At 72.8% G+C, this 17,701-nt stretch carries 15 protein-coding genes; 6 read left to right on the top strand and 9 right to left on the bottom strand.

The features are described 5' to 3' along the window. Window positions 1–16: 16 nt before the first annotated feature. On the bottom strand, window positions 17–817 hold the full coding sequence (locus OHT74_RS33865) for a crotonase/enoyl-CoA hydratase family protein (RefSeq protein WP_328622304.1): 801 nt from the start codon (window positions 815–817) through the stop codon (window positions 17–19). Between the two features lie 190 nt (window positions 818–1,007). Between OHT74_RS33865 and OHT74_RS33860 the strand changes: the two genes are divergently transcribed. Then, the gene (locus OHT74_RS33860; RefSeq protein ID WP_328622303.1) at window positions 1,008–2,651 is read left to right on the top strand and encodes an acyl-CoA synthetase; all 1,644 of its coding nucleotides are present in this window, start codon (window positions 1,008–1,010) and stop codon (window positions 2,649–2,651) included. A 66-nt stretch (window positions 2,652–2,717) separates the two neighbouring features. On the opposite strand, the gene OHT74_RS33855 is transcribed toward OHT74_RS33860, so the two are convergent. Together OHT74_RS33855 and OHT74_RS33850 are read right to left on the bottom strand one after the other, a co-directional pair. Continuing rightward, complete coding sequence (locus OHT74_RS33855) at window positions 2,718–2,933, bottom strand: hypothetical protein (RefSeq protein WP_266669892.1); 216 nt, start codon at window positions 2,931–2,933, stop codon at window positions 2,718–2,720. 129 nt (window positions 2,934–3,062) lie between these two features. Further along, the gene (locus OHT74_RS33850; RefSeq protein ID WP_328622302.1) at window positions 3,063–3,926 is read right to left on the bottom strand and encodes an alpha/beta fold hydrolase; all 864 of its coding nucleotides are present in this window, start codon (window positions 3,924–3,926) and stop codon (window positions 3,063–3,065) included. A gap of 110 nt (window positions 3,927–4,036) precedes the next feature. Here OHT74_RS33850 and paaK point away from each other — a divergent pair, with 110 nt between their 5' ends. Beyond that, the gene (gene paaK / locus OHT74_RS33845) at window positions 4,037–5,338 is read left to right on the top strand and encodes a phenylacetate--CoA ligase PaaK (RefSeq protein ID WP_328622301.1); all 1,302 of its coding nucleotides are present in this window, start codon (window positions 4,037–4,039) and stop codon (window positions 5,336–5,338) included. Here paaK and OHT74_RS33840 read toward each other — a convergent pair. Then, on the bottom strand, window positions 5,304–6,254 hold the full coding sequence (locus tag OHT74_RS33840) for a LysR family transcriptional regulator (protein WP_328622300.1): 951 nt from the start codon (window positions 6,252–6,254) through the stop codon (window positions 5,304–5,306). The two genes, paaK and OHT74_RS33840, sit on opposite strands and share 35 nt — an antisense overlap. A gap of 144 nt (window positions 6,255–6,398) precedes the next feature. Between OHT74_RS33840 and OHT74_RS33835 the strand changes: the two genes are divergently transcribed. From OHT74_RS33835 to OHT74_RS33825, 3 genes are all read left to right on the top strand, one after another. Further along, complete coding sequence (locus tag OHT74_RS33835) at window positions 6,399–7,148, top strand: SDR family NAD(P)-dependent oxidoreductase (RefSeq protein ID WP_328622299.1); 750 nt, start codon at window positions 6,399–6,401, stop codon at window positions 7,146–7,148. A gap of 65 nt (window positions 7,149–7,213) precedes the next feature. Then, a complete protein-coding gene (locus tag OHT74_RS33830; protein ID WP_266669882.1) occupies window positions 7,214–7,420 on the top strand; it encodes a tautomerase family protein in 207 nt (68 codons plus the stop codon). A 104-nt stretch (window positions 7,421–7,524) separates the two neighbouring features. After that, window positions 7,525–8,346 (top strand): YhjD/YihY/BrkB family envelope integrity protein, encoded by an 822-nt coding sequence (locus tag OHT74_RS33825; protein ID WP_266669880.1) that lies wholly within the window; start codon window positions 7,525–7,527, stop codon window positions 8,344–8,346. A gap of 13 nt (window positions 8,347–8,359) precedes the next feature. On the opposite strand, the gene OHT74_RS33820 is transcribed toward OHT74_RS33825, so the two are convergent. Further along, on the bottom strand, window positions 8,360–9,910 hold the full coding sequence (locus tag OHT74_RS33820) for a fatty acyl-CoA synthetase (protein ID WP_328622298.1): 1,551 nt from the start codon (window positions 9,908–9,910) through the stop codon (window positions 8,360–8,362). A gap of 164 nt (window positions 9,911–10,074) precedes the next feature. Between OHT74_RS33820 and OHT74_RS33815 the strand changes: the two genes are divergently transcribed. Beyond that, the gene (locus tag OHT74_RS33815; RefSeq protein ID WP_328622297.1) at window positions 10,075–12,543 is read left to right on the top strand and encodes a penicillin acylase family protein; all 2,469 of its coding nucleotides are present in this window, start codon (window positions 10,075–10,077) and stop codon (window positions 12,541–12,543) included. Window positions 12,544–12,592: 49 nt separating this feature from the next. Here the strand turns inward: OHT74_RS33815 and OHT74_RS33810 are convergent, their stop codons facing one another. From OHT74_RS33810 to OHT74_RS33795, 4 genes are all read right to left on the bottom strand, one after another. Further along, the gene (locus OHT74_RS33810) at window positions 12,593–13,717 is read right to left on the bottom strand and encodes a calcium:proton antiporter (protein ID WP_328622296.1); all 1,125 of its coding nucleotides are present in this window, start codon (window positions 13,715–13,717) and stop codon (window positions 12,593–12,595) included. A gap of 130 nt (window positions 13,718–13,847) precedes the next feature. Further along, on the bottom strand, window positions 13,848–14,783 hold the full coding sequence (locus tag OHT74_RS33805; RefSeq protein WP_328622295.1) for a hypothetical protein: 936 nt from the start codon (window positions 14,781–14,783) through the stop codon (window positions 13,848–13,850). 210 nt (window positions 14,784–14,993) lie between these two features. Next, window positions 14,994–16,547 carry an acyl-CoA synthetase gene (locus OHT74_RS33800; protein ID WP_328622294.1) on the bottom strand — a complete coding sequence of 518 codons (1,554 nt, stop codon included), beginning with the start codon at window positions 16,545–16,547 and terminating at the stop codon, window positions 14,994–14,996. A 14-nt stretch (window positions 16,548–16,561) separates the two neighbouring features. Then, window positions 16,562–17,668, bottom strand: coding sequence for an NAD(P)H-dependent flavin oxidoreductase (locus tag OHT74_RS33795; protein WP_266669869.1), 1,107 nt, complete (start codon window positions 17,666–17,668; stop codon window positions 16,562–16,564). Window positions 17,669–17,701: the final 33 nt, after the last annotated feature.

Here is a 17,701-nt window from a genome sequence, read left to right as displayed (position 1 = left end):
TCCGGACGGCCGGCGGCTACTCCCTCCGATACACGGCGGGCCGCTTCTCGGCGAAGGCCCGCGCCCCCTCCTTGGCGTCCGCGGTGTCGAAGACCGGCCAGCCCCGCAACAGCTCGGAGGCCAGGCCTTCCGTCTCCGTCAGCTCGGCAGTCTCGTAGACCGAGGCCTTCACGGCCTCGACGGCCAGCGGCCCGCACGCGTTGACCAGCTCGGCGATCTCCAGGGCCTTGGCCAGGGCCGTCCCCTCGGGGACGACCTGCCCGACCAGCCCGATCCGCGCCGCCTCGTGCGCCGAGTACGGCCGGCCGGTCAGCAGCATCTCCAGGGCGTGCGTGCGCGGGATCTGCCGGGGCAGCCGTACCGTCGAGCCGCCGATCGGGAACAGGCCCCGCTTGACCTCGAAGAGCCCGAAGGTGGCGCCCGCGGCCGCGACCCGGATGTCCGTGCCCTGCAGGATCTCGGTCCCGCCTGCCACGCAGTAGCCCTCCACCGCCGCGATCACCGGCTTGCGCGGCCGGTGGTGGCGGAGCATCGCCTTCCAGTGCAGGTCGGGGTCGGCCTTCAGACGGTCCCGGTACCGGTCGCCCGCCATCCCTTTCCCGGCCAGCGCCTTGAGGTCCATCCCGGCGCAGAAGTCCCCGCCCGCACCGGTCAGGACCACCGAGCGGATCGTGTCGTCGGCGTCCGCCTCCAGCCAGCCGTCGTACAGCCCCACCAACAGCGGCAGCGAGAGCGCGTTCTTCGCCTCGGGCCTGTTCATGGTGAGCACCAGCGTGGCGCCGTGGCGCTCCACGGTCAGGTGTTCGGTCCCACCCATTGCCGTCCTCCCGTCTCAAGACCTAGAACAGGTTGCAGGAGGGCCGGGTGCAGTTCAATAGTTTTCTGACACACAGTCAGATTTCTTGGGCCGCGCCCTTCCCACTTGGGCTGAGCGGCGCTCTAATGACCGCCGCGGGCAGCACGGCCATGGGCCCGGCAACGGGCAACCTCGGGGGTGAGGAGGAACGGTGGAGTACAACCTTGCCGACCTGTTCGAGTCGGTCGTCGACGTGGTCCCGGACCGCGAGGCCCTTGTGTACGTGGACCACCCCGGGACCGGCGCCGAGCGCCGCCTCACGTACGCGGAGCTGGACGCCGCGGCGAACCGCATCGCGCACCACCTGCTGGACAGCGGCTTGACGGCCGGCGAGCACCTGGGCCTGCACCTCTACAACGGCATCGAGTACCTGCAGACCGTCCTGGCCTGCCTGAAGGCCCGCCTCGTACCGGTGAACGTCAACTACCGGTACGTGGAGGAGGAGCTGGTCTACCTCTACAACGACGCCGACCTCGCCGCGCTCGTCTTCGAGGGCGAGTTCACGGAGCGGGTGGCCGCCGCCCTCCCGCAGACGGCGAAGCTGCGCCACCTGATCCGCGTCGGGCCGGTCCCCGAAGGTGCTCCGGAGCCCTCCATCGCGCCCGTCGCGTACGCGGACGCCGAGGCGGCCGGCTCGCCCGCGCGCGGCTTCGCGCCCCGCTCCCCCGACGACCTGTTCATCATCTACACGGGCGGCACCACCGGTATGCCCAAGGGCGTCATGTGGCGCGCGGAGGACCTGTTCTTCGCGGGGCTCTTCGGCGGCGAACCTTCGGGAGAACCGGTGAAGCGGCCCGAGGAGCTCGCCGAACGGGTCGCGTCGAAGGGCGCCGGGCTCACTTTCTTCCCCGCTCCCCCGCTGATGCACGGCACCTCGACGCTGACCTCGTTCATCGCCTTCAACTACGGCCAGCGGGTGGTCATCCACCGCAAGTACGCGCCGGAGGAAGTGCTCCGTACGATCGAGAAGGAGAAGGTGTCGAGCGTCTCTCTGGTCGGCGACGCGATGCTCCGGCCGCTCATCGATGCGCTGAAGGGCCCGCTCAAGGGGACCGACCTGTCCTCGCTGTTCAGCGTCTCCTCGTCCGGGGCGATCATGTCGGAGACGGTACGGGCGGAGTTCCAGCGGCTGGTGCCGAACGTGATGCTCCTGAACAACTTCGGGTCCTCGGAGTCCGGGTCCAACGGCCGGGCGGCCGCCGACTCGAGCCCCGAGAAGGGCTTCCGCCTCGTCGTCAACGACCGTACGCAGGTGGTGGACCCGGTGACGCACGAGCCGGTGCCGGTGGGCGAACCGGGACGGCTCGCCCAGCGCGGCCACGTCCCGCTCGGCTACTACAACGACGCGGCGAAAACGGCCGAGACCTTCTTCCGGAAGGGCTCCGAGCGGTGGGTGCTGCTCGGGGACATGGCGACGGTCGACGAGGAGGGCATCGTCACGGTCCTCGGGCGCGGTTCGCAATGCATCAACACGGGCGGCGAGAAGGTCTACCCGGAGGAGGTCGAGCAGGCGCTGAAGTCCCATCCGGACGTGTACGACGCCCTGGTCGCGGGGGTGCCGGACGCGAAGTGGGGCAATCACGTGGCGGCGGTGGTCCAGGTCCGGCCGGGCGCCCCGGAGCCGAGCCTGGAGGAGATCCAGGGCCACTGCCGGACCCGGCTCGCGGGGTACAAGATCCCGCGCCAGCTGGTCGTCACGCCGGCCATACAGCGCTCGCCGAGCGGCAAGGCCGACTACCGCTGGGCGAAGTCGGTGGCGACGGAGGCGGACGCCGGCGCGGACACGTCGCGCTGATCCGGCCGGGCGCCGCGGCGGCGGGCGGGGCCGGCAGGCCACACGGGCCGCGTGCGCAGGTCCCGGCTACAGCTGGGTGCGCAGTTCGGCCGCCAGGCTGCGGGTCCAGGACGCGAGCTCGTCGCGGTCCGTGCCCTGGCCCAGTACGTCGGCCTGCTCGTCGGAGAGCCGCACCGGGCCGGGGTGTTCCAGCAGGAGGGCCACCTCGGCCAGCAGCCCGACCAGGCGGCGGGCGCCGGCGGCGCCGAGCCGTACCGATACCGCGGGGTCGATGACGGACATCGCCGCCGCCTCCCTTCACGCCCCGGGCGGGGGCATCTCCTTCGACCGTACGCCGGAGGCCGGGCGGCCGCCTGCCGCCCCGGGCCGTCCGGCCGCCCGCCCGCCCGTCCGTCCGTCCGGGCCCGGTGCTCAGGCCCCTTCGGCCAGGAAGCGCTCCACCCGGGCAGCGAACCACTGCGGGTCGTCCAGCCACGGGAAGTGCGCGCCGCCCGCCTGGACGTCGACGGCGCCGTGCAGGAAGAGCCCCGCGAGTTCGGCGGCAAGGGCGGGGGTGGGGTTGCTGTCCAGTTCCCCGGCCAGCACCAGCACCTCACCGGCGACACGGCGGAGCGCGGCCCGGGTGGCGGGCGGGTCGAAGGCGCCGGGGCCCGCGAACGCGGTGGCCGCCGCCGCGTTCTTCTCGCGGTCGCTCGCGTCGAGATGGGCGCGCACCTCGTCGTCCCAGCGCCCGTACGCGAGGGGCATCGCCCGGCGCCAGTCCTCGGGGGCGGGGGTGCCACCGGCCGCCATGATCCCCAGGATCCGCTCGTAGGCGGCGATGGCCGTGTCGTAGGGCTCGCTGCCCGACCGCACCCGGACCACCTCCAGGCGCTGCTCCGGGGTCGAGTCGAGATCGACGGCCCAGCAGGTCGGGGTGACCAGGACCAGGCGACGCACCCGCTCGGGGTGGGCGGCCGCATACAGCTGCGCGAGGTTGCCGCCGGCCGAGTGGGCCAGCACGTCCATGCGCTCCAGGCCGAGGTGGACCCGGAGCGCCTCGACGTCGGCGACCTGGTGGTCGACCCGGTACGTGGACTCGTCCGCCGGTATCGCCGAGTCGCCCGTGCCCCGCAGGTCGAGGAGGATCAGCCGGCGTCCGGCGGTCAGCCCGCCGAGGTCGCCCAGGTACGCGGAGGCCCGCATGGCGCCGCCCGGGAGGCAGACGAGCGGCTCACCCTCGCCCCGGACGTGGTAGGCGAGCTCGGTGCCGTCATGGCTGTTGAAGATCGACATGGGCCCATCCCATCATGCGATCACTCGTTCGAGTCATTGATTTAGTCGCCGAGCTGGGGCAATCTACCGAATGATCGTTCGGTTGGCTCGGCTCTCGATGGGGTGACGGCATGACGGCCTATGCGGATGTCCACGACGACAGTGAGCGGCTGAGCAGCGACGAGCTCGCCGCACTCCAGCTGAAGCGGCTGCGCACCACGCTGAGCCGTGCCTACGAGCGGGTGCCCCACTACCGGCAGGCCTTCGACAAGGCCGGCGTGCACCCCGACGACTGCCGCTCCCTCGCCGACCTCTCCCTCTTCCCCTTCACCACCAAGGCCGACCTGCGCGACCAGTACCCCTTCGGCATGTTCGCCGTGCCCCGCTCCGAGGTGCGCCGCATCCACGCCTCCAGCGGCACCACCGGCCGCCCCACCGTCGTCGGGTACACCGACGGGGACCTCTCCACCTGGGCGGACGTCGTGGCACGGTCCATCCGGGCGGCGGGCGGCAGACCGGGCCAGATCGTGCACATCGCGTACGGGTACGGCCTGTTCACCGGCGGCCTCGGCGCGCACTACGGCGCGGAGCGGCTCGGCTGTACGGTCGTCCCGGCATCCGGCGGGATGACCGACCGCCAGGTCCGGCTGATCCAGGACTTCCGGCCGGAGGTGATCATGGTGACGCCCTCGTACATGCTCACGCTGCTGGACGAGATGGAGCGCCAGGGGATCGACCCGCGCAGCACCTCGCTCCGTACGGGCATCTTCGGCGCGGAGCCGTGGACCGAGGAGATGCGCCGGGAGATCGAGCAGCGGCTCGACATCGACGCGGTGGACATATACGGCCTGTCCGAGGTGATCGGCCCGGGCGTGGCGCAGGAGTGCGTGGAGACCAAGGACGGCCTGCACATCTGGGAGGACCACTTCTATCCGGAGGTCGTCGACCCGTTCACCGGCGAGGTGCTGCCGGAGGGCGAGTCCGGGGAGCTGGTGTTCACCTCGCTCACCAAGGAGGCCATGCCGATCATCCGCTACCGGACCCGCGACCTGACCCGGCTGCTGCCCGGCACGGCGCGGCCGGCCTTCCGGCGGATGGAGAAGATCACGGGCCGCAGCGACGACATGATCATCCTGCGCGGGGTGAACCTCTACCCGACGCAGATCGAGGAGATCCTGCTGCGCACGCCCGGCCTGGCCCCGCACTTCCAGCTGCGGCTGACCCGGGAGGGGCGGATGGACGCCCTGACCGTACGGGTGGAGGCGCGCCGGGAGGTCGATGCCGGTCAGCGGGAGTCCGCGGCCGCCGCCGTGGTCCGGGCGGTCAAGGAGGGCATCGGCGTCTCCGTGGGCGTCGAGGTGGTCGACCCGGAGACCCTTGAGCGCTCGGTGGGCAAGATCAAGCGGCTGGTGGACCTGCGAGAAGCTCGGTAACCGCCCGCAGACCCGCCTCGGGACGGCCGAGGCGGGCCACGAGCTCTTCGACGAAGGCCTCCACGTGTGGCGGCCTGAGGCCGGGGCGGGTGGCGCAGAACCAGGTGCGGGTCAGGGGCCGGGCTCCGATCCGGACCAGCGCCAGGCCGTGGGAGGCCACGTACGGGGCGGCCACCCAGTTCGGCAGGACCGCGATGCCCTGGCCGCCGGCCGCCATCTCGATCACCAGGTCGGTGACCAGGGGCATGGTGGTGATCCGGGCGGGCCGGGCCCCGGGGGGAAGCGGCAGCGGGAACGACGGGATGCGGTTCTGGTCGTAGACGTCGTAGAGGACCAGGTCGACACCGGTGAAGTCGGCCGCAGTCACGTGCTTGCGGGACGCCCAGGGGTGCCCGGCCGGCACGACGGCCACCATCTCGTCCTCGAACAGCGGGATCAGCTCCACCCGGTCCATCTGCACGTCCGGCTTCGTGACCAGCGCGACGTCGACGAGATCGGCGAGCAGCGCAGGAATGGGAGCGTCGTCGGCAACCGCCTCGATCCGCACCTCGGCACGGGGCTCGCGTTCGCGGAACGCGCGAAGCACCGGAGGCAGCCACTGGAAGGTGGTGCTGCATTGCGCGGCGAAGCGGACCCGACGCTCCCGGCCGTCGCGCATCTCCTGCAGATCGCGGGTGGCCGCCTCCAGTTCGCCGAGGATCCGGTGCGCTGCGACGAGCATCCTGCGGCCGGCCGCATTCGGCACGAGACGGCGACCCTGCCGGTCGAACAGCTGCATGCCCAGCCGGTCCTCCAGGCGCGTCAGCCGCTGGCTGAGGGCGGGCTGGCTCACGAAGAGCCGTTCGGCGGCCGCGGTCAGCGATCCGGCATCGGCGGTGGCGGCCAGAAGTTCCAGGTCACGCAGGTCCACATCCATAACGCTGGATTATCACATGCTTCAAACTCCGTCGTGGTGTTATGGGTTCGGGGCCCATACGTTTCCGGTGTCGCTCGACGAACGACACAACCGGCCGGACCGACCGCCGGCCGGCCGAACCGACTGAGCCCGAAAGGCAGAACCATGTCCGACGCCAGCACCCGCACCCGCACCGCCCTGATCACCGGCTCCTCCAGCGGCATCGGCCTGGACATCGCCCGCACCTTCCTGGCCGACGGCGCCAACGTCGTCCTCAACGGCCGGGACGCCGACCGGCTCGCCAAGGCAGCGGCCTCGCTCGGCCACCCGGAGCGCACCGCCTGGGTCGCGGGCACCATCGCCGACCGCGCCACCGGCGAGGCCCTCGTCCGTACCGCGCTCGACCGGTTCGGCAGTGTCGACGTCCTCGTGAACAACGCCGGCACCTTCGCGCCGAAGCCCTTCACCGAGGTCACCGAGGAGGAGCTGGACGGCTTCCTGACCCACAACCTCAAGGGCACGTACATCACCACCCAGTCCTTCGTACGGGCCGCGCGCGAGCAGGGGCGCGGCGGCAGCGTCGTCAACATCGGCACCGTCCTCGTGGACCACGGACTGGCCGGCTTCCCGGCCTCCGCGCCGGTCGTCAGCAAGGCCGGTGTGCACGGGCTGACCACGAGCCTCGCCGCCGAACTCGCGGCCGACGGCATCCGGGTCAACCTCGTGTCGCCCGGCATCATCCGCACGCCGCTGCATGCGGGCTCCGACGTGGACTCCTTCGCAGGCCTCGCGCTGCTGAACCGCGTCGGCGAGGTCTCCGAGATCTCGCAGGCGGTCCTCTACCTCGCGGACGCCGAGTTCGTGACGGGCCATGCCCTGCGCGTGGACGGCGGCCACGTCACCGGCCGCTCCTGACCCCGCCCGCCGCAGCCCCCGCTCCCGCCCCGGCCCCACCCACCGGTTTCCCGGAAGGACCCGTCATGCCGTACGTCAATGTGAAGATCACCCGTGAAGGCGCCACCGCCGCACAGAAGGCCGAGATCATCGCCGGTGTCACGGAACTGCTCGTCCGGGTCCTCGACAAGGACCCCGCCACCACCTTCGTCCTCATCGACGAGGTCGCCCTGGAGGACTGGGGTGTAGGGGGCGTCCCGACCGAGGAGTACCGTCGCCGCACCAAGGGCTGAGCGCATCCCGCAAGCTGCCGCGCGGGCACGCGAAACCACCCCTTCGGGCCTACTTCGGGGGAGCCTCCGAGAGCCGGCGGGTCCGTCCGGGTAGTCCATGAGGCGTGACCTCGATCTTCCGACAGCTCCACGACCGGCTCCAGGCCTCCCCGGCCGGGCTGGCGTGGAGCCGGGGGCGGGAGATGGAGCTGATGCACCGGGCCATGGGCTTCGCCGCCCTCGGCTTCCTGACCCTGGTGCCGCTGCTGGTGGTCGTCGCGGCCGCCGCCCCCGGCAGCGGCTCCGGCTTCGGCCGCTGGCTCGGCCAGGCCCTCGGGGTCACCGAGTCCTCGCGGGCCCGGGTGGAGATGCTGTTCGGCGCGGCCGACCTGGCGCTCGAGCGGACCACGGCCTTCGGGCTCGCGGCCCTCGCCGTCTTCGGCCTGACCTTCGGCTCGGCCGTGCAGACCGGGTACGAGAAGGTCTGGGACCTGCCCACCGCCCGCTGGCACACCATGTGGCGGCACGTCGTCTGGCTCGCCCTGCTGGTCTGCTACCTCGGGCTGCTCGTCGAGATCCCCGCGCCGTCGAACGACGCGCCCGGCACGATCCTCGGCACCACCGGCGACCTCGTCGGCACCTGCGCGTTCTTCTGGGGCTCCCAGCGGCTGCTGCTCGGCGGCCGGGTCCGCTGGCGGGCCCTGCTGCCCGGCGCCGTGGCGACCAGCCTGGGCCTGCTCGGCCTGCGGGTCTTCTCCCAGCTGGTTTTCTCCCCGCTGATCGCGTCGAACGCCGTCACCTACGGCCCCTTCGGCACCCTGCTGGTCGTCCAGTCCTGGCTGGTCGGCGTCGGCTTCGTCGTCTACGGCGGCGCCCTGGTCGGTCGCCTGGTCCACGAACACCTCACCCTCCGGCGCGTCCAGGACACCGGGCTGCCGCCCGAGTGACGCCCGCCCGGGTCTACCGACCCTGCCGGCCCTCCTGCCCGAACCGGTCCCGGAGTTCACGCTTGAGGATCTTGCCGCTGGCGTTGCGCGGGAGGGCGTCCACGAACAGCACCCGCTTCGGGGCCTTGAAGCCGGCCAGCTTCTCCCGGGCGTACGCCAGCAGCTCCGCCTCCGTCACCTCACCGCGCGGCACCACCACCGCCGTGACGGCCTCGATCCACCGCTCGTCGGGCAGGCCCACCACCGCCGCCTCGGCCACCCCCGGATGGGTGTACAGCGCGTCCTCGACCTGCCGGGAGGCCACCAGCACACCGCCCGAGTTGATGACGTCCTTCACCCGGTCGACGACCGTGAAGTAGCCCTGCGCATCGCGCACCGCGAGGTCCCCGGAGCGGAACCAGCCGTCCCGGAAGGCCTTCTTCGTCGCCTCCGGGTCGTTCCAGTAGCCCAGGCAGAGCTGGGGCGACCGGTACACCACCTCGCCCGCCGTGCCGTCCGGGACGTCCGCGCCGTCCTCGTCGACGACCTTCGCCTCGACGTGGCGGACCGGCCGGCCGCAGGAGTCCATCCGCCCCTCGTGCTCGTCCGGTCCGAGGACGGTGGCCAGCGGCCCGATCTCGCTCTGCCCGAAGCAGTTGTAGAAGCCGAGCCCGGGCAGCCGCGCCCGCAGCCGCTCCAGGACGGGCACCGGCATGATCGAGGCCCCGTAGTACGCCTTGCGCAGCCCGCCCAGCTCCCGCCGCCCGAAGTCGGGGTGGCCCGCGAGCCCGATCCACACCGTGGGCGGCGCGAAGAGGCTGTCGGCCCGCCCCGCCTCCACCAGGTCGAAGATCGCCTCCGCGACCGGCGCGTCCAGGATCGTGTTCTGCGCGCCCACCGCCAGGTACGGCAGCAGGAAGACGTGCATCTGCGCCGAGTGGTAGAGCGGCAGCGAGTGCACCGGCCGGTCCCCCTCGGCCAGGTCCAGCGCCTCGATCGCGCTCTCGTACTCGTGGACCAGCGCCTTGTGCGTCATCATCGCGCCCTTGGGCAGCGCCGTGGTCCCCGAGGTGTAGAGCAGCTGCACAACGGCGTCCGGGTCGCGGTCCGTCGCGAAGGGCTGCGGACCGGCGAGCTCCGCCAGGAAGGAGCCGGGCGCGTCGCGCAGCGCCCGTACGGCATGGCCCCCGGGGATCCGCGCGGCGAGGTCCGGGTCGGCGAGGACCAGCGCGCTCGTGCAGTCGTCCAGGATGTACGCGAGGTCCTCGCCGGTGAGGTTCTGGTTGACCGGGACGTGGGTGAGCCCGGCCCGGGCGCAGGCGAGGAAGGCGAGCAGGTACGCGTCGGAGTTGTGGGCGAAGGTCGCGACCCGGTCGCCGGCGGCCAGCCCGTACCGCTCCCGCAGGACGGCGGCGCCGGTGGAGACGGCGGCGTCGAGCTCCGCGTACGTCCAGGTCCGATCGCGGTAGCGGACGGCCACCCGGTCGGGGACCCGCAGCGCGCTGTCGCGCACCAGCCCGTCGACCGTGTTCTGCCGCACCGGCTCCCCGGCCTGCCCTGCCTGCACCGTCTGCGCTGCCGTCATGGCGCGATCCTCGTCTCCGCCGACGGTCAAGGTCAAGGACCGGCACAACCGGGATACCAAACGGGATGTTGACAGATCATCAGGCCGCCTGCATGAGTGTGGGGGCACGCAAGCACCGCCTGTTCCACGGGCAACCACGCCCATCCGCAGGCTACTTGGGAGGCATGTTGCGCTTTCTTGATGGATACTGCCGCACCCGCCCGCTGCTCCGGCGCGCCGCGCTCACCGGCGCCGCCCTGCTCGCCGTCACGGCCGCGGTGCCGCAGGCCTCGGCCGCGACGGGCGCCGCCGAGCGCGGGCCGTCCGGCGGCGGCCTGTCCGCCGTCATCCGGTACACCGAGAACGGCATCCCGCACATCCTGGCCCAGGACTACGCGCACCTCGGCTTCGGCACCGGCTGGGCCCAGGCCGCCGACCAGGTCTGTGTGCTCGCCGACGGGTTCGTGACCGTGGCCGGCGAGCGCTCGCGCTGGTTCGGCGCCGACGCGGCGCCCGACGGCTCGCTCTCCTCCGCGGCCAGGAACCTGTCCAGCGACCTGTACTTCAAGGGGGTGCGGGAGTCCGGCACCGTCGAGAAGCTCCTCGCCACGCCCGCCCCGGCCGGCCCCACCCGGGACCTCAAGGAGCTGATGCGCGGCTGGGCCGCCGGGTACAACGCCTGGCTCGCCCAGAACAAGATCACCGACCCGGCGTGCAAGGGCGCCGCATGGGTGCGCCCGGTCACCGTCCTCGACGTGGCCTCCCGGGGCTTCGCCGTCTCCGTGCTCGGCGGCCAGGGGCGCGCCGTCGACGACATCGCCGCGGCGCAGCCGCCGGGCCGGGCGGCGTCCGGCGCCGCTGCCGTCCGTACGGAGCCTGCCGCCGGGGCCGACCCGGCGGCGGCCGCCGAGGCCGCGCGGGCCTTCTTCGACACGGGCCGCTACGACATGGGCTCCAACGCGGTGGCCTTCAGCGGCTCCACCACTGCGAGCGGGGGCAGTCTGCTGCTCGGGAACCCGCACTATCCCTGGCAGGGCGGCCGCCGGTTCTGGCAGTCGCAGCAGACCATACCCGGCGAGCTGAACGTCTCCGGCGGCTCCCTGCTGGGAACCGCCGTGGTCAACATCGGCTTCAATGAGAAGGTGGCCTGGAGCCACACCGTGGCCACCGGCACCCCCGTCAACCTGCACCAGCTCACCCTGGACCCGGCCGACCCGACCGCCTACCTGGTCGACGGCAAGCCGGAGAAGATGACGCAGCGGACGGTCAGCGTCCAGGTGGCGGGCGGCGGTCCCGTCACCCGCACCCAGTGGTGGACCCGCCACGGGCCCGTGGTCACCGGCCTCGGACCGGGCCTGCCGCTGCCCTGGACGGCCGCCACGGCGTACGCGCTGAACGACCCGAACGCCGCGAACCTGCGCGGCTCCGACACCGCCCTCGCCATGGGGAAGGCCCGCACGGTCGCCGGGATCCAGGACGCGCTGAAGCGCACGCAGGGCCTGCCCTGGGTCAACACGGTCGCCGCGGATTCGGCAGGCGGCACGCTGTTCACCCAGTCCCAGGTGCTCCCCCGGATCACCGACGAGCTCGCCGCCCGCTGCTCCACCCCGCTCGGCAGGGCCACGTACCCGGCATCCGGGCTCGCGGTCCTCGACGGGGCGCGCGGCGACTGCGCGCTCGGCTCGGACCCGGACGCGGTGCAGCCGGGAGTGTTCGGCCCGGGGAAGGCGCCGACGCTGCGCGACGCCCCGTACGCCGAGAACTCCAACGACAGCGCCTGGCTGGCCAATGCCGACCGGCCGCTGACCGGGTACGAGCGGATCTGGGGCAATGCGGGCACCCCGCGGTCGCTGCGCACCCGCGGCGCCGTGGAGGACGTGGCGGCGATGGCCGCCAAGGGCGGGCTGACCGTGGCGGACCTGCAGAAGCAGCAGTTCGCGAACCGGGTGCCGGCCGGCGACCTGGCGGCAGCCGACGCGGCGAAGGCCTGCGCCGCCCTGCCCGGCGGCGCGGCCACCGCGAGCGACGGCCGGCCGGTGGACGTCTCGGCGGCCTGCGCGGTGCTGGCGGGCTGGGACCGTACGGCCGACACCGGCAGCCGTGGCGCGCTGCTCTTCGACCGGTTCTGGCGCAAGCTGACGGCGGGCACGGCGGCCAAGGACCTGTGGCTGGTGCCGTTCTCCGCGGCCGACCCCGTACGCACCCCTCGTACGCTCAACCAGGCGGCGCCCGGGATCGGACGGGCGCTCGCGGACACGGTCGCGGAGCTGCGGGCATCCGGCATCGCGCTGGACGCGCCGCTCGGCGAGCACCAGTTCGTGGTGCGCGGCGGGCAGAAGCTGGCGGTGCCGGGCGGCACCGAGGCACTGGGCGTGTGGAACAAGATCGAGGCGCCGTGGAACGCGGCGGCCGGGGGCTACCCGGAGGTCGTGCACGGCTCCAGCCACATCCAGGCGGTCGGCTGGGACGGCGGCCGTTGCCCGGTGGCGCGCACGCTGCTGACGTACGGCCAGTCGTCGAACCCGAACTCGCCGTACTACGCCGACCAGACCCGGCTGTTCTCCCAGGAGCGGTGGGTGACCTCGCGGTTCTGCGAACGGGACATCCTCACCTCCCCGCAGCTGAAGGTGGTCCGGCCGCGCGAGCGCCGCTGATCCCGGTCCGGCCTGGGCGGGGCCGGATCGTTCCGGCCCCGCCCGGGGCTCAGGGGCTGACGGCGAGGAACAGGTACGCGGCCAGCAGCACGAGGTGCACGCCGCCCTGGAGCAGCGTGGCCCGGCCGGGCGCGATGGTGAGGGCGCTGACCACGACGGTCAGGGCGAGCAGCACCATGTGGACCGGCCCGAGGCCCAACAGCAGCGGGCCGGACAGCCAGATGGTGGCCAGGGCGATGGCCGGGATGGTCAGGCCGATGCTGGCGATGGCGGAGCCGTAGCCCAGGTTGAGACTGGTCTGGACGCGGTCGCGGCGGGCGGCGCGGACGGCGGCGAGGGTCTCGGGGGCCAGTACCAGCAGGGCGATGATCACACCGACGACGGCGTTGGGCAGGCCCGCTTTGGCGACGCCCGTCTCGATGGTGGGCGAGACGGCCTTGGCGTCGCCGACCACGGCGACGAGCGCGACCAGCAGCAGGCCGAGGCTGACCAGCGCGGCGCGGGAGCTGGGCGGCTCCGCGTGCTCCCCGTCGCCGTCGCCGGAGCCGTCGGGCTTCTTCGCACCGGCCTCGGTGGCGACCGGCAGGAAGTAGTCCCGGTGGCGGACCGTCTGGACGGCGATGAACAGCCCGTACAGGGCGAGCGAGGCGACGGCGGCGAAGGCCAGTTGCGCGGTGGAGAACTCCGGTCCCGGCTTGCTGGTGGTGAACGTCGGCAGGACGAGGCTGAGGGTGGCCAGGGTCGCCACGGTGGCCAGGGCCGCGCCGGAGCCCTCGGCGTTGAAGACGGTGACGCGGTTGCGCAGGGCGCCCGCCAGCAGGGACAGGCCGACGATGCCGTTGCAGGTGATCATGACGGCGGCGAAGACGGTGTCCCGGGCGAGGGAGGCGGTCTTGTCGCCGCCATCGGCCATCAGGGTGACGATGAGGGCCACTTCGATGACGGTGACGGCCACGGCCAGGACGAGCGAGCCGAAGGGTTCACCCACCCGGAGGGCGACGACCTCGGCATGGTGGACGGCCGCCAGCACGGCGCCCCCGAGACACAGGGCGACGAGGGCCACGGCGAACCCGGGTAGATCGCGCCCCCAGCTGAAGACGACCGCCAGGAGCGCGACCACAGGGACCACGACGGTCCAGTCGGTGACGGGGGACTTGTGTGCTGCCGTACTCATGTCCCCAACCTGCCACGAACGGCATGTTCAGGGCGAACGGGACCGAACGTGCCCTTTCGGTTCCCGCGGGTGGGCGCGCCGGCTGCGGGCGCCCGTGACGGGACCCGCGGCCGGCGCAACCCCGACCGGACTACCAGAAGATGACGGCGTACCCGTCGCCGCTGCCGCCGATCGACGAACCGCCGTTGCCGCCCGACACGGCGCCACTGGTACCGCCGGCCGCGCCGGACCCGCCGATGCCGCCGAAGTCGGGCAGGCCGATGATGCCGTCCGCGACACCACCGCCGCTGCCGTCGGTCCCGCCCGGTTCCCCGGGTCGGGTCACACCGCCGGTACGGCAGGTGGCGTTGCCGCCGGTGCCGGGCGTACCGTCCGCTCCGTCGACGGTGGTCCCGCCACCGCCGCCGCCACCGCCACCACCGCCGCCTGCGGTGACCAGGACGTCTCCGCTGGGCGAGACCAGGGTGGTGGCGCTGCCCGCAGTGCCCGGGTTGCCGGCGGCGCCGGGGCCTCCTCCCGTGCCACCGGCGCCACCGGTACCACCCGTGCCGCCGTCGCCGACGGCGACCACGTACGGCTGCCCCGGCTTCACCGGGACGCTGCACCAGGCGAGGCCCCCGCCACCTCCGCCGCCACCGGTGCCGCCGGAGCCGACGTTGGTGCCGCTGCCGCCGCCACCGCCACCGGCGCCGCCACCGCCGGCGCCCCAGGCCTGGATGAACACCGAGGTCACGCCCGGCGGGGGTACGAAGGTCCCGTTGTTGGTGTACTCCTGCACGCCGTGCAGCGGGGCCTTCGGCTTGGGCTTCGGCTTCGGCTTCGACCCCTCGCCCCCGGGCGGCGGGCCGTCCTCGTGGCGGGGGTCTTCGCCTCGGGAGGGCTCGTCGTGGCCCGGCGGCGGGTCCATCAGCTTCCCGGCGGCGTCCATTGCTTCGGCCGCGCGGGCTCCGTCCGCCTGGGCCAGCGGGGACATGACCAGCAGCTGGCCGGTGACGGCCGCCGCCGTGAGGGCCGCGACGGCCAGGGCCCGGCGCCGGGAGCGGCGGGAGGTGGTACTCGCGTTCATGGTTTCCTTACATCCCCCGGGCCGCGTACGGCCGGAGGAGTGCGGTGAGGTTCCAGGGAATCGAACCGTGCTGGTCCGCCGCCCATCTCACCGAGCTCTGCACCCGCGCCCGCCGAGGCACGCCCGACCGTTAGCCCGGCCGGCCCGAAGGGTTGCGCTGCTCAGCCTACGGCGGGGCCTCGGGCCGGAGGCCGGGTGCGCGCACTCAGGTCACATCACGCGCTCGCGGCCCTCCCAGTACGGATCGCGCAGGCGGCGCTTGTAGAGCTTGCCGTTGGGATCGCGCGGCATGACCTCGATGAAGTCGACCGACTTGGGCCGCTTGAAGCCGGCCAGCTGCCGCTCGCAGTGGTGCAGGATCTCCGCGGCGAGGGCGTCCCCGGCCACGAAGCCCTCGGCCGGTTCGATGACCGCCTTCACCTCCTCGCCCCAGTCGGCGTGCGGGATCCCGAAGGCGGCGGCGTCGGCGACCGCCGGATGGGTGAGCAGCGCCGACTCGATCTCGGCCGGATAGATGTTCACACCGCCCGAGATGATCATGTCGATCTTGCGGTCGCGCAGGAAGAGGTACCCCTCCTCGTCCATCAGCCCGAGGTCGCCCACCGTGAAGAAGTCGCCGATGCGGTTCTTCTTCGTCTTGCCCTCGTCCTTGTGGTAGCTGAACCCGCCGGTGTTCATCTTCAGGTAGACGGTGCCGAGTTCGCCGGGCGGCAGCCGATTGCCGTCGTCGTCGAAGATGGCGAGCTCGCTGATCGGCCAGGCCTTGCCGACCGTTCCGGGCTTCTTCAGCCAGTCCTCGGCGGTGGCGAACGCGCCGCCGCCCTCGCTGGCCGCGTAGTACTCCTCCACGCAACGGCCCCACCAGTCGATCATCGCCCGCTTGACGTGGTCCGGGCAGGGCGCGGCCCCGTGGATCGCGTGCCGCATCGAGGAGACGTCGTACGCGTCCTTCGTCTCCTGCGGGAGGGCGAGCAGCCGGTGGAACTGCGTCGGGACCATGTGGGTGTGCGTGCAGGCGTGGCCGTCGATGAGCCGCAGCATCTCCTGCGGGGTCCAGCGGTCCATCAGGACCAGCGGGTGCCCGATGTGCAGGGCGGCGCCCGCGAATTGGAGGACGGCGGTGTGGTAGAGCGGCGAGCACACCAGGTGCACGTTGCCGTCGAACGGGCGGATGCCGAAGATCCCGAGGAAGCCGCCGAGGTACGTCTCCTCCGGGACCTTGCCGGGCAGCGGGCGGCGGATGCCGCGCGGGCGCCCGGTGGTGCCGGAGGTGTAGTTCATGACCCAGCCCAGGGTCCGCCCGTCGGGCGGTGTTGCGGGCCGTCCGCCGAGGAGCTGGGCGTACGGGCGGAAGCCGGCGACCGCTCCGACCGCGTAGCGGTGGCTCGCGGGCAGGCCCGCCTCGTCGGCCGCGGCGGTGGCGGCGTCGGCGAAGCGCTCATGGGCGATGAGGACCTTGGCGCCGGAGTCGGAGACGATCCAGGCGATCTCGGGGCCGACGAGGTGGTGGTTGACGGGGACGAGGTAGAACCCGGCCTGGGAGGCGGCGAGGTAGGCGGTGACGAACTCGACGCCGTTGGGGAGGACGACGGCGAAGACGTCGCCCTTCTCCAGACCGGCGGCGCGCAGTCCGTGGACGAGACGGTTCACGTCGGCGTGCAGCCGGCCGGCGCTCCACTCCTCTCCCTCGGGGGTGACGAGTACGGTGCGCTCGGGGTCGGCGGCCGCCTGGGCCCAGAAACCGTTGGGCTGCTGGTCACTCATGCTGATCACACCTCTCAGGCCCGGCCGGCGATGCGGTTGATGCGGTCGATGGCACGCTCGAAGCCGCTGGTGAGCTCGTCGAAGACGGCCTGGACACTGCGTTCGGAGTTCATCCGGCCGACGATCTGGCCGACGGGCGTGCCGAGCAGCGGCTGGACCTCGTACTTCTGGATCCGGGAGACGGCCTCGGCGACCAGCAGCCCCTGCAGGGGCATCGGCAGCGCGCCGGGGCCGTCCGGGTCGTCCCAGGCGTCGGTCCACTCGGTGCGGAGCTGGCGGGCGGGCTTGCCGGTGAGGGCGCGGGAGCGGACGGTGTCGCCGGATCCGGCGGCCAGGAGCTTCTCGGTGAGGGCGCGGGAGTGCAGGTCCGCCTCGGTGGTGGTGAGCCAGAGGGAGCCGAGCCAGGCGCCCTGGGCGCCGAGGGCGAGGCCGGCGGCGATCTGCTCGCCGCTGCCGATGCCGCCGGCGGCGAGGACGGGGAGCGGGGCGACGGCCTCGGTGATCTCGGGGACCAGGACCATCGTGGCGATGTCGCCGGTGTGGCCGCCGGCCTCGTAGCCCTGGGCGACGACGATGTCGATGCCCGCTTCGGCGTGGCGGCGGGCGTGCTTGGCGCTGCCGGCGAGGGCGGCGACCAGGACACCGTGGTCGTGGGCGCGCGCGATGACGTCGGCGGGCGGGGAACCGAGGGCGTTCGCCAGGAGTTTGATGGGGTAGTCGAAGGCGACATCGAGCTGGCCCCGCGCGACCTGCTCCATCCAGCCGGTGATCCGCCAGCCGGAGACCTCGCCCTCGGCAAGCTCGGGGACGTGGTGCTTGGCCAGGGTGTCGCGCACGAACTCGCGGTGGCCCACCGGGATCATCGCCTCGATATCGGCCTCGCTGATGCCGTCGACGGCCTTCTTGGCGGGCATGACGACGTCGAGGCCGTACGGCTTGCCGTCGGTGTGCTCCTGCATCCAGTCGAGGTCGCGTTTGAGGTCGTCGGGAGCGGTGTAGCGAACGGCGCCGAGGACGCCGAATCCACCCGCGCGGGTGATGGCCGCGGCGACCGCCGGGAAGGGCGTGAAGCCGAAGATGGCGTGCTCGACTCCCAGTTTCTTGCTCAGCTCCGTCTCCATGGGCGGCAGCATGCCGCAGCTCGGCGGCCGAGG

The sequence above is a fragment of the Streptomyces sp. NBC_00354 genome, from assembly GCF_036106915.1.
Classification (GTDB): domain Bacteria; phylum Actinomycetota; class Actinomycetes; order Streptomycetales; family Streptomycetaceae; genus Streptomyces.
Note: the sequence above shows the minus strand (reverse complement) of the source record. Positions and strands in the feature narration are given on the sequence as shown.

Coding starts and splice junctions, on each gene's coding strand:
- OHT74_RS33820 (WP_328622298.1), bottom strand. CDS start 9,910: ATGACGGCAGCGCAGACGGTGCAGGCAGGGCAGGCCGGGGAGCCGGTG.
- OHT74_RS33800 (WP_328622294.1), bottom strand. CDS start 16,547: ATGAGTGACCAGCAGCCCAACGGTTTCTGGGCCCAGGCGGCCGCCGAC.
- OHT74_RS33805 (WP_328622295.1), bottom strand. CDS start 14,783: ATGAACGCGAGTACCACCTCCCGCCGCTCCCGGCGCCGGGCCCTGGCC.
- OHT74_RS33830 (WP_266669882.1), top strand. CDS start 7,214: ATGCCGTACGTCAATGTGAAGATCACCCGTGAAGGCGCCACCGCCGCA.
- OHT74_RS33835 (WP_328622299.1), top strand. CDS start 6,399: ATGTCCGACGCCAGCACCCGCACCCGCACCGCCCTGATCACCGGCTCC.
- OHT74_RS33840 (WP_328622300.1), bottom strand. CDS start 6,254: ATGGATGTGGACCTGCGTGACCTGGAACTTCTGGCCGCCACCGCCGAT.
- OHT74_RS33815 (WP_328622297.1), top strand. CDS start 10,075: ATGTTGCGCTTTCTTGATGGATACTGCCGCACCCGCCCGCTGCTCCGG.
- OHT74_RS33795 (WP_266669869.1), bottom strand. CDS start 17,668: ATGGAGACGGAGCTGAGCAAGAAACTGGGAGTCGAGCACGCCATCTTC.
- OHT74_RS33850 (WP_328622302.1), bottom strand. CDS start 3,926: ATGTCGATCTTCAACAGCCATGACGGCACCGAGCTCGCCTACCACGTC.
- paaK (WP_328622301.1), top strand. CDS start 4,037: ATGACGGCCTATGCGGATGTCCACGACGACAGTGAGCGGCTGAGCAGC.
- OHT74_RS33855 (WP_266669892.1), bottom strand. CDS start 2,933: ATGTCCGTCATCGACCCCGCGGTATCGGTACGGCTCGGCGCCGCCGGC.
- OHT74_RS33865 (WP_328622304.1), bottom strand. CDS start 817: ATGGGTGGGACCGAACACCTGACCGTGGAGCGCCACGGCGCCACGCTG.
- OHT74_RS33810 (WP_328622296.1), bottom strand. CDS start 13,717: ATGAGTACGGCAGCACACAAGTCCCCCGTCACCGACTGGACCGTCGTG.